Raw genomic sequence first — 12,275 nt, forward strand, 5'->3', positions numbered from 1 at the left:
ACCTTGCATTGCGGGCTTGTTGATTAATACATAAAGTGATTAGCACAAAGTAAGTCATTGTCACGATTAAGACTCATTATATCTGGCATATTCCATTGGCCCCACAAACTCAACATAACCAAAGCGCTATGTTGATACTCTTAACTAATGATGAGTGATGACAGCTAAATGGCAATGCTTCAACGAGCGCTAACCTAGCAGCAGACATAAAAATTCGATGGATTTTCTTTACAGAGTCAGTGCAAGGCTAAGTACAAAACGGCGACCAAATTGCTCTACTTTCATGAGGGATGTTGCATCGTTTGTTTGCACTTCTCGAACAAGTCTTTTGTCTGTTGCATTAAAAATATCAAACCGCAGTGCGACCGCATCAGAGAAAAACCAGCTGTAACTTAAGTCGACACTCGTAAAATCATCGACATATACATCAGCATTGTTCGATAAGTCTCGCTGCTCTAAAAACTCACTACGGTAATTAATATTGGCGGCACCTTGCCACTTCTTTGCATTAAACATTAAGCGCAGATTTGCAGTCAGCTCTGACACCCCTTCAATATCAGGGTTATTAATTTGCTCTGCCGTTAACTTCGCGTCCACCAACTGATTCACGCTCGTTATCATACTGGTTTGCACTGAGTTATCTGATAGGAATGGCAATCGCCAATCAGCACTGAATAGCAGTCCAGTGATCGTTGCTTGACCATCATTATTTGCTTGCAGAGCTGAGTAATCCTGCTGTTGATAAGTAACGGTTTTTATTTGATCAACAATAAAGTTATCGAGTTGATGATTAAATGTCATAAGTTGCAGGCTATTTTCTTCACCTAACCAGTTTAGCGACATACTGGTGGTGTTAGCAACGACAGGCTCTAAGGCTGGGTTGCCTAACACAGCATACGGCAAACCACCTGAATTCACATGAAGCTTAGGATTTAAATCAGAATAATTAGGTCGATTTACTGAACGACTATAGCCTAATCTACCAAGCCAGTGTGGAGAAAATTGCCATTTTAAACTAAACGAGGGTAACCACATCGCAAACTTTACCTGCTCTGATAACGTTTTTAATTGACCACGTTCATCAAGTTGATGCCCTAATGTATGGCTTTTTGTATTACTGTGTCTAAGCCCAAATGCCGCAGTTAAGTTTTCTAAATAAGGTATCTGCCATACGCTATGAACATAGCTTTCATAGGCTGTAAATTCAGTTTCATAACTATTTAAATGATCATTTTCGTGTCGCTCACCAAAGGGCAACTCAATATCATATAACTGTAAAAGATCACGCTTTGGAATCAACCAAGGTTGCACTGGCTGCGACAAAAAATCAGCTTTAAATGCGTGAGTCAATGGCACTAGCCAACGACCATCAAGCGCAGGCAAAGTCGCTAACTGTGAACTCGACAAACTAATATCTTGGCGTTGATATCTATGTGACTGTTCGGATTTTTCTGTACCAAATTGCAGATTCGATAATCCCCATGTTGATGCTATTTGCCATACACTGTCCACTCCCCATTCTGTAACTTCGTCATTAACCTCAATCATACGGCGACTCAATTGTGACAAGCGTGAGTAACTATCAACGAGGGCTAAATTAGTTGCGAACTCATACTGCGCGACTTGTTTTTTAGAGATAGCAACCGTTGCTGGTACTGGTTTTAGCCCTACATGAGTCCGCGTAATTGGGGTTTGAGTTGCACTTAACGATTCACTGTGGCTATAAAAAGGACTTATTCGCCAATGCGTTTCATCCTTTGCGTACCATGTGGGCATTATTTGCAGCGTCTGATTATGGTAATACAGACCCGACTCTTCTCGTGAAGATTTACCTTGTGCAGCATTAAATTGCATGTTTTGGATGCTGTTTTTCTTCTCATCGCGTGTCGCTTCTGCATGTTCATTAAGAGGATTAATAGAAAGTCGATGCTCATCATAGGTAAAATCAGTATCTGACCGAAGCCATAGTGTATTTAGTTCAAATTGTGGGTGGGGCTGCCAGGCAATATTTGCGTAGTAACTAGTGCGAGTTCTATCCTCATTTTCAATGGTAAGCGCTAGCGTATCAGTGGGAACTAAACTGGTATCATCAAGTTCTTTCCAGTGATAGCTATCTGGTGCACCACCATTCTCGCCCCAATGCCAAGTTTCGAATTGAAATTGTCTTTGTAGGCGATTTTCATAATTAAATTTAACTAACGCAGCCAATTTGCCATCAGCTGAAATAGCATTACTCGTTAAACCAAAGCTTGGTTGAAAATTACGATCTCCCGCAAGCGCAGCACTGGTTAGGGTTGCCTTAAAGTGATTACTATTAAGTGAGAGCGGATCATCACTCATTAAATTAACAGTTGCTCCCGCAGCTCCGCTTGGTAATCTTGCATCCGCCAGTTTATACACCGCAATATTCGAAAAAAGTTCTGCACTGAAGGTATCAAAGCGGTACTGCTGACCATATTGATTTGAATTGCGAACATTTTCAGTATTTGCTAATCGATGCCCATTTAACAGAGTTAATTGATACTCAGGTCCTAGCCCCATCGCATTAATATTTAGTGCCTCACCTCGGTCCCGGGAGATACTCACGCCAGGGATCGCTTGAAGCGCCTCTGCCAAATTCTCCGCGGGTAATAAGGACAACATAGCACCACTGGCAAAATCAGCTTCACCTATATAATTTTGCTTTTGCTGCTGCGCGTAATAGGCACTTTGTTGATAATTGCTATCATAAACATGCGAAACCGCGTGACTTGCTTTATCGCCCGTTACGGTCACTTCTTCCATCAAAGGCTGTGACTTAATATTTGTGTCTAATTGAATGGACTTTAAAACAACAATGCCTGACGTAGTTTGTTGCCAGATAAAGCCGTTTTTTAATAGCAGCGCATCTAGGCTTGCTTCTAAACTGTCAGCTTTAGAAGTCAATGGCACTTGTAAAATCACTGAGCTGACTAGGTCGTCTGGGTAGATGATCGCTGTTTGATATTGCTCTGCCAAAGCGATGAGCTGCGCCTTTAGCGTGCTTTGTGCAGCATAAAGCTGCTTAGTGAACATACCAAGCAGCATTAAAATACAACAGCAAATGCACCTCATTAACTTACATCCTCATAACTAGAGGAGTATATTGTGCCTATTTCCGATGAAAAGTTTATGACGAAATCATGTCAGTTTTCGGCCTTTTCACTTAACTCAATGCTGTCAGGAAACTGTTTAATTTTAAGCGTATTTAACTGAGCTATCAGCTTTGCTGCACCGAGTATATCGTCTATCGCAAAGCGGCCACTGACTTTTATATCACTAGACACATTATTTAAAACCACTGGCTTTTTGCTATAACGATTTAATTGAAATAAAGCATCATTAATAGACACGTTATCTAAATCTAACCAACCTTCTTGCCAATCAGGTTGTAACGCATTAAATCGTGATACGTTTATTGCAGAGTCGCTCACTCGTGCGCGCTGCCCTTTTACTAATTCAACATGCTGCGAACCATCCAAGCTAGTAACAGAAACCTTCCCATGAAAAACATCCACTAAGGTTTCTCGCAATGTTTTATCAACATTAAAAGCTGTACCAAGCACTTCGATACTCGCATTGCCTACATCGATTGTAAATGGACGCGATTCATCACGATGTACAGAAAAATACGCTTCGCCTTTACTTAGAATCGCTTTGCGGGCTTGGTTGTTTTCACTAAATTCAAGTTGAGAATGCACATTCATCGCAACCAAAGTGCCATCAGACAAGCTCACATCTTGGGCTTCTTCGCTGATAAACTGCTTGGCAGTTACCGTGTTTACTGCTGGTAAATGCGGCGGTTCATAAGTAGGTATCAGCGCCCACATAACGACCGCAAAACATGCTGCGACAGCACCTCCTCCCCAAGAATACAACGCTAAACGACGACGCTTTTTAGCTCGTGCAAGTTGTTCATCCTGTTGCGTGCCCACCAGCTCAAGCGCAGCTAATAACGCCGCATCGTCCCAAATGGCTTTTTCCAATGCATTATCCGATTCATAATCATGTTGATGTGAAGAGTTCATCGCTATCTCAATTACTCGTAATGTTAATATGACGATTTAACCGCCCTAACGGGGACATTCGTGCACTAAAAAATGCTCAGCCATGGCATTTTTCAGCATCTCCATTGCCCGCGAAATATGTTTTTTCACAGCTTCTTCAGACAACCCCAAGCTACTCGCAATTTCTGCCCGTGTTTGGCCTTTAATACGGCGTCGAATAAATACATCTCTGCGCAGTGCTGGCATTTGCAACAAAATTTGTTGGTAAAGTGCAATACGTTGTTCATATTCAAGCGCTGACTCAAGCGATAATGCTTCGCAATGCGGCTCATGCTCTAAAGTTTCAGGAGATTTACTTTGTTGACGATGATGATCAATCACCAGATGTTGCGCCATACGATAACCATACGCGAGCGGATTATCTATCGGGTCTAAGTGTTCAGAGTTAAGTGCCTTTAATAGCAACTTTTGAAACAAATCATCGGCATCGGCACGCTCACTCACTGCTTTGCAAAAAAATCCTTTTAATGCGTCTTGATTAGCAATAAAGCATTGCAATAGCGCTCTACTATGTACAGAAGCTGTATTATTTAAACCGTTAGTCATTGAAGATAGAGACATAATTTTAGTGATGAGGCTAGCTTGTTTATCTAGGTATGACGCGAATCCTAACCTAAAGGGGACAACGGTATGATGAATATTGAGTGACAGTTTTACGTAATTCTCGACTTAAAAATGTCACAAAAGCTTCATTTAAAAATTGGTCCCCTTCTTTGTTAATGCATCGTCTTTAGAGGCGAATTTAAACCAAATATTGCATTTAACAGGAATTAACCCTCATGACTTACCGTGCATTTTCATTATCGCCTTTAGCACTTGCTGTTGGCTCATTAGTAATCGCTCCCGCTTACGCAGAACAAAACCAAGAGCCGATTGAAGAAATTGTTGTCACTGGCAGCTACGTAAAGAGTTTAGAAAAAGCAATTGATTTAAAACGCACCAATATCGGCTTTTCAGATTCAATTGTCGCTTCTGACATAGCAGACTTCCCTGAGCAAAATTTAGCCGAAGCCTTGCAGCGTATGCCGGGTGTCACCATAGAGCGTAATAAAGGTCTAGGTCAAAAAGTAAATGTACGTAGTTTACCGTCTGAGTTTACATTTGTATCAATCAATAATCTTGCGACAGCCTCAGGCAGTGGTGGTCGAGATGTTGAATTTGATATGTTCGCTTCCGAAATTATTCAAAGTGTTACAGTTAAAAAGTCACCAACAGCGGCTGATGAAGAAGGCGGTATTGCGGGCTCTGTCGCAATAACAACGGCACGACCATTTGACTATGATGGTCGCCAACTTGTGGCATCCGTTGAAGGCGCCTATAACGACATTTCAGAAAAGAGCGATCCTAAATTTGCATTTTTAGCGAGTGATACCTTTGGTAACTGGGGAGCCCTGGCTTCATTTGCTTACTCAGAGCGTACCAACAGAACTGACAGCAACTCTGGCATTAACTTTCGCCCATTATCTCGCTGGTTAGAAAAATCAGGTTCGTCACAATGGCAATCAGACCAAGCTGCTGACGTTTTAGAGCGCGATACTGGTATCAGTATTAATGACCGTTTTGATAAAGACGAAACAAGTCGCGTGGTATTTCTTGATAAAGTTGGCGATCGTGCTTACCTGACAGAACAAGAAAAGTGGGGCGCTACCTTATCACTACAATACAAACCTAGCAGTGAATTTAGCCTTACTTTTGATGCGCTACTTGGTAACTTTGATAATCACGAAGATGAATATGATGCTGCGGCTTACTCTGCTTCAAGTATAAGTTCACTTGAAAAAATAAATAGTTACGATGATAACACGTTGTCTGACTATGGCATCACCGTACTCACAGATGTGAACTACGCAGCAACTCAGCATGAGTTTTTAAGTAAAGAGAACAGCAGTGATACAGATTACCAACAGTTCAGTTTAACCCTTGATTGGATGCTAGGTGACTGGGAAGTTTACGGCGTTGTTGGTTATAGTGGCGCAGATAAACTGGCAGAAACGACCAACCTCAAACACACCGCTTATCGCCCAACGCGTTCTCGCTATACATCAACAGGTGGTGAAACCATTGCCAGCGATAACCCTAATACATTTGATATGTATAACTCACCAGAAGCGTATACATTCGATTACTACGAGGTCAATTTAGAAGATATCTCTGATGACAAATATGCGGCTCAGCTCGATTTTAGTCGCCATTTCCAGTTAGATTTTTTCCCTGCGTTATCTAAAGTGCAATTTGGTGCACGCTACACCGACAAATCAAAACAACGTAATTATGGTACAAACCGCATAACAGGTGCTTCTGCTGATGATTCATCATGGGTTGGTACACGCACTTTAGCCGATAGCGAGCTCACAGTAATTTCAGATCTAGTATCTGGTGGCGAATATTTATCAGCAGTATCATCTAAACAAGATTGGAGCCAAATTTCCAATAACTATGCACGTAGTGAATTGCGTTATGATGGTTTTGGAGTTCAGTACGCCCCCGATCAATTCTACGAAGTCTCTGAAAAAACAACCGCTATTTATGCGATGGCAGACTTTGCATTTGAAATAGGCACATTACCTGCCACTTTGAATGCGGGTGTTCGATATATTGATACGAATGTTGATTCATCGGGTTATCACCAAGTGCAAAGTGATAACGGCAGCACAGGTTATACGTCGGCACCTATCTCAAAAGAAGGTAGCTACAAAGAGACGCTACCAAGTCTTAACTTTAGCTTAGAGCTTACTGATAATTTATTATTTCGCGCTGCAGCATCAGAAACCTTTATTCGCCCTGCCCTGACTGATATTGCTTATAAACGCACGGTAAGTTTAAGCGAGTTTAAATACCGTGACGGTAACCCAGATTTAAAACCAACCTACGCTGATCAATGGGAAACCGGTTTAGAGTGGTACCTAGAAGAAGGTGGTTTACTTGCAGTGTCTTATTTCGAAAAAGAAATTGAAGGCGTTGTTCGTGAATCCTTAACCGGTGTTGTGACTGACGTAACTAAATATAATGATAACGGTACTGTCGACGGTGTGTACGACTTCGACGTCTACCAAAAAGTAAACGCTGAGGGTTCATACGATGTAAGTGGTATTGAATTTATTGCACAAATTCCTTTTGCTCGTTTCCACCCAATGTTACAAGGTTTTGGTATAAATGCTAACTACACGACGTTAGATAATTCACTCACGGGTGCGTCTGATTTAGCGATACCAACACCACCAGAAGGCTTAGCAGACGAAACCTATAACATTACTTTTTATTACGAAAATGACAGCTTTGATGCGCGCATCTCTTACAACTACAAAGACAAATATGTTGAGTATATTGAGCGCGATATGTACCCCGTTTACCGTGATGCATATGGCCAAACAGATATCTCGTTTGGTTATCAAATCAACGACACAATAAAAGTCACTCTTGAGGGCATTAATATCACTGATGAAGAAACCACTGGCTACACCATCGCTCCGGTGTTCCCAACGATGTATGAGTTTTCAGGTCGTCGTTTCTCGTTAGGCCTCCGCGGCAGCTTCTAAGCGTATCGTCGGGGCCTAAGTGCCCCGTTATCCTTATAGCAAGGCATATACAATGCGATTATTTACACTTTTTTTAATACTTATTGTGACGTTTAAGCTCAATGCAAAAGAACTAAACACACAAATAGCCTTTATTCCCGACATTCACTTTCATGATATTTATGCTGACTTTAGTCATGCTGGATTTAAAGGCATTGCGCTCGATAACCATACAAAGCCTGTCACAATCCGCAGTATGAAGGCACAACTCCATTCAACCAGATTATTCAATGAAAACTACTTTGCACTCATCGCCGCACTCGATGATATTGCAGCGCGTAACGTGAAATTAGTCGCCTTGCCTGGCGACTTTACCGATGACGGGCAGCCTGTTCACTTACAGGGCCTAAAGGCTCTATTAAGTGAATACACAAAACGCTATGGCATGCGCTTTTTTGCTATTCCGGGGAATCATGATCCCGTTAAGCCAATACGAACCCATGCTGGAAAATCAGATTTTTTAAATAGTGAGGGACGCGAGGTGGCTATTTTTAGTAAAGGCCACGCTATGTGTAAAGGCCCTCATACCGATTTCTTGTTTTGCGATGATGCTATTAGTCACGGTGGCTATCAAGAAATTATGGACGCGATGTCTGAATTTGGTTTAACGCCACAGAGCCAAGACTTGCTATGGCAAACACCTTTTTTAAATAATCACGCTTCTTTAGCCGAGCGGCAGTACCAACAATGCACTAATGATAATAAGCAGTGCGTAATGCTCCCTGATACGAGTTACCTTGTTGAACCTGTTGCAGGATTATGGCTTTTAGCTATCGATGCCAATGTTTATTTACCTGAGTTTAAAAACAATCAACTTACTTTCAAGGGTTCAGGCAATGCAGGATACAACAAGGTCTTAACTGAAAAACCGTACTTATTAAGTTGGATAAAACAGCTTGTTACTGCAGCAAAAGAGCAACACAAAACACTGATAGCGTTTAGCCACTTTCCGATGGGAGAGTTTTACGATCAACAAAGCGCATCAATTAAAGATTTGTTCAATGACCATGCTTTTCAGCTAAAGAGAGAACCGACAACCAATACACAAAGTACGTTAGCAAACACTGGTCTACGCTTACATATTGGGGGGCACATGCATATGAATGACACCAGTATTATTAAAGCTAAGCAGAATACCCTTTATAATATTCAAGCCCCATCTATAAGCGCTTACCGCCCTGCTTACAAGCTTGTTAGTATTACAGGAAGTGAAGCGAAAGTAGATACCGTTTTACTCGATTCTATTGCGAACTTTGATACGTTATTCCCGGCTTATAAAAAGGAATACAATTACTTAGAAGAGCATAACCAAGATGAAAAATGGCTTTCTGATATCCTACAAAGCAATAACTATCACCAATTTACGCTGCAACATCTCGCAGGACTCGCAAAGTGGCGTTTTATACCGAGTGAATGGCCTGAAAGTTTTAGAACCCAGTTACTCGCATACAGCTTTCATGAGTTATTAACACTTTACGATAGCCAAACACCTCTCTCATTAACGCAAACATCTGATGCCCTTCTCAAAAAGGTCAGTCTATTTGATTTTATTCGCGACTTTTACTTATTGAGAAATGCGGGGTCTTTAGCGCTTGAAGATATTTCAGAAACACACTTTAAAGCCTACAAGCTCATGGCTCACCACTTAGATGCTATGGGGCAATGCTTACCAAAAAAGGGGAATAAAATAGCACAAGACGTTGATATATGTACCTTTAAAGTAGGCCTTAGCAAAGCATTCGCTATTTTTGAAAAACTAGCACAAGGTGAAAACGATCGCTGCTTGATCATTGATCTAAACTTAAAAACGAATAAACTAGCAAAAGCATGCCGCTCCTAACAAATAAAAACGGCACCTAAGAGGGTGCCGTTTTTATTAATATTACTTATTACTGAGCATGAGCCGCAGCACGGAAAATCGTGTTAGTGAGCAATACATTCATGCCTTCAAGGTAGGCGCGATACGTCGGTGATTGTGTAAAGCCTATCACCATGCCTTTACCTAGTGGTTGATGAACAAGGAGCGGCTTGTAAGCTAGCTGAGCTTTGTTTTGCTGCCACAAATAACCACTCGCCAGTACATCGTCTTTACCAGTGAACCACGCCAAGTTTTTGCCTGAGTTAAGTTTAATTGGCGTGTAAATATCATTACCGTAAGCCACCGCCACTAAATTTTTATCGACGCCTGCGGTTAACCAATGCTCTTGGTCTACTTCAACATTAGCAAGTACACCGGCTACATAGTCTGGCGAGGTGTGTGGTTCGATGCTCGCTGCTTTTAAATCATCACGAGAAGCGAATAACTGCCCTGCCACTTTACTGCTTTTATCATCGCTGCTGTCGGCTTTTTCTTCTCGGTAGGCTTGCTCGCGCTTAACATCTAATAAGCCGTAATCAGCATGGGTGGTAAAGCGGTTTGCATTACCGAGAGCAATCAACACGCCACCAGCTTCAACCCAGCTTTTTAAATTAGCCGCGCCCGATTTACCTAATGCTTGCTCGTAATTACCTTCCGGTAAAATCAACACTTGGTAATCACTTAAATCAGCCCATGCAAGCATTGGTGTACGAATAGCCGTTACCGGATAGCCGAGCTGTCTTTCTATAACAAAACGGGTGTTACCAGCGCTTAGCTCACTGGTAGGTACATCCCATGCAATCGCCACTTTTGGCGCCACCATTGGTACTGTTTTATTACTACCAAAGCTGGGGCCATCAATCACCCAGCTTGAATCAACACCATCGACTATGGCACCTGTTTGCTCTGCAATTTGACTAATCTTAGTCAGTAAGTCTTTATCGTTTAAGCGCTTTTCAATCACTAAACTGCCCGCTGGGTAGTTAGTTTTATCACCTAATACAAATGCTTGGTCAGCACTTTTAAGCTTAACGCCTGCTTGCAGCGCTGCGGTTAAAAAGCGTGCAGCGGCCGTGTCGCCCCAAGCAACAATATAAGCCACTGAGGCTTCTGGGTTATTCACTTTACCAATCAGTGTGTCGTTAGCCTGAACCGTTTTACTGTCAGCGCTCACAGCCTTACTACAGCTATCGCTATCAACATTAAACATCATTGGTAGCGACCAGCCTGTGACATCATAAATTTCGTCGCCTAGGTTACGAGCACGGCGTCTTTCTTGCTCTTTTACAAAGGCTTCAGCCATATCAACTTGGTCTGTAAATGTGGTACGAACAAATACACCACGCGGCTGCGCTGTATCAATAAAGTAGCTACCCGCTTTGTATTTAACACCGCATGCTTTGAAATCTTCATTTGCTTGTTGAACTTCTACGCCGTGTTCAGCCATTAACGTAGCAAGTTTATGCGTTCCTTCACGGTTACTTTGGTTCGGTAAAATATACACTCGTTCTTTACTCTTCTTACCTGAATCAATTGCATCAACTTGATATTGGTAAAAGTCATTAAGTAGCTTCTCACGTTGATTAGCTGCACCTTCAGCGGTAGAAATTGATGCCACAAACTGACGCTTCACTGTATTAAAATAAGTGAGAAGTTCACCAGTGTTTTTTTCAAAAACATGGCCGCGAGCAGAGCCTACTTCGTAGGTTGATGCTGACGCACCATAAAATACAGGCCAACTATCACCGTACCCAGGATAAAAAGCATCAAAAATTTCGCGGGTAAAATAATCAAAGCCAAACTCATCAAAATATTTAGCATGATTTTGGCCAATAGCATCCATATTAGCTATTTGCGTTTTTGTCATATGGGGATTGAATGGCTGAGCAGCCGGCGCAAAATAATATGATTGATCGCCGCCCATTTCATGAATATCAACCACCACTTGAGGTTTATATTTATTAATTGCAGCTACTCTCCCCTTTGTTTCAGGCTGAGTAAGTGCTAACCAATCACGATTCATATCGAACAGATAATGATTAACTCGACCTCGAGGCCAAGGCTCATTATGTTCTGCACTTAAACGGTCTGCGCTGTGCTCTAATCCGACAGTGGCATAATAGCGAGAAACAAAGCGCTCACGGCCATCAGGGTTTTGTAGGGGATCAATAAATACAACGGTGTTCTCTAATATTTTACTGTTAATGGTATCGTTCGGTGCCGCTAATAAATGGTAAGCGGTGAACAGTGCCGCATCGGTCGAGCTAATTTCATTACCGTGTACTGCATACTGCAGCCACACTGAAGTGGGTAAGTTTTTGATGAGTGACTTTGCATCTTTCGCAGATGTACTTCGCGGGTCTGCCAGCGCTTGCGTGTTGTTTGCAAGGGTTCCTAATGATCGAATATGCTCAGCGGTGCCAACAACCGCATAAACAAGCTCACGACCTTCCCAGCTGTTTGCATACTTAAAAACTTTAATACGCTCAGGAGCGGCTTGCTCAAGGGCTGTTAAATAACGACGCATATCGTTGTAATTAGTAATGCGCTCACCTACATCATAACCAAGAACCTGCTTAAATGTAGGTATATCCGTGTTGTAAACCGTGCCTGGCCACATAGTCTCTGTATTTTTGATACTTGCTGCGGCACTCAGGCTGACAGACATAGCCATAATACACAGTGAGACGGCTTTGATTGCTCCCTTCGCAAACATATAAATTCCACCCATTTAAAAAATCTGAATAAACAGTTACT

General features: G+C 42.0%; 6 protein-coding genes. 2 read left to right on the forward strand and 4 right to left on the reverse strand.

Annotated features, from left to right (window positions below):
• Nucleotides 1–228: 228 nt before the first annotated feature.
• From ACSSVW_RS06345 to ACSSVW_RS06355, 3 genes are all read right to left on the reverse strand, one after another.
• Entirely contained in the window at nt 229–3,093 is a 2,865-nt protein-coding gene (locus ACSSVW_RS06345) for a TonB-dependent receptor (protein ID WP_454179033.1), read from the reverse strand.
• Between the two features lie 71 nt (nt 3,094–3,164).
• Nucleotides 3,165–4,046: a FecR family protein gene (locus tag ACSSVW_RS06350; protein WP_421419265.1), complete on the reverse strand. Its 882-nt coding sequence runs from the start codon at nt 4,044–4,046 to the stop codon at nt 3,165–3,167.
• Between the two features lie 45 nt (nt 4,047–4,091).
• A complete protein-coding gene (locus tag ACSSVW_RS06355) occupies nt 4,092–4,631 on the reverse strand; it encodes an RNA polymerase sigma factor (protein WP_230237437.1) in 540 nt (179 codons plus the stop codon).
• Between the two features lie 233 nt (nt 4,632–4,864).
• Here ACSSVW_RS06355 and ACSSVW_RS06360 point away from each other — a divergent pair, with 233 nt between their 5' ends.
• Entirely contained in the window at nt 4,865–7,621 is a 2,757-nt protein-coding gene (locus ACSSVW_RS06360) for a TonB-dependent receptor (protein WP_454179034.1), read from the forward strand.
• A 52-nt stretch (nt 7,622–7,673) separates the two neighbouring features.
• Complete coding sequence (locus ACSSVW_RS06365) at nt 7,674–9,500, forward strand: metallophosphoesterase family protein (protein ID WP_454179035.1); 1,827 nt, start codon at nt 7,674–7,676, stop codon at nt 9,498–9,500.
• A gap of 49 nt (nt 9,501–9,549) precedes the next feature.
• Here ACSSVW_RS06365 and ACSSVW_RS06370 read toward each other — a convergent pair whose 3' ends face one another.
• On the reverse strand, nt 9,550–12,234 hold the full coding sequence (locus ACSSVW_RS06370; protein ID WP_454179036.1) for a M14 family metallopeptidase: 2,685 nt from the start codon (nt 12,232–12,234) through the stop codon (nt 9,550–9,552).
• Nucleotides 12,235–12,275: the final 41 nt, after the last annotated feature.

The sequence above is a fragment of the Pseudoalteromonas sp. MBR-15 genome, from assembly GCF_053628915.1.

Coding starts and splice junctions, on each gene's coding strand:
- ACSSVW_RS06345 (WP_454179033.1), bottom strand. CDS start 3,093: ATGAGGTGCATTTGCTGTTGTATTTTAATGCTGCTTGGTATGTTCACT.
- ACSSVW_RS06350 (WP_421419265.1), bottom strand. CDS start 4,046: ATGAACTCTTCACATCAACATGATTATGAATCGGATAATGCATTGGAA.
- ACSSVW_RS06355 (WP_230237437.1), bottom strand. CDS start 4,631: ATGACTAACGGTTTAAATAATACAGCTTCTGTACATAGTAGAGCGCTA.
- ACSSVW_RS06360 (WP_454179034.1), top strand. CDS start 4,865: ATGACTTACCGTGCATTTTCATTATCGCCTTTAGCACTTGCTGTTGGC.
- ACSSVW_RS06365 (WP_454179035.1), top strand. CDS start 7,674: ATGCGATTATTTACACTTTTTTTAATACTTATTGTGACGTTTAAGCTC.
- ACSSVW_RS06370 (WP_454179036.1), bottom strand. CDS start 12,234: ATGTTTGCGAAGGGAGCAATCAAAGCCGTCTCACTGTGTATTATGGCT.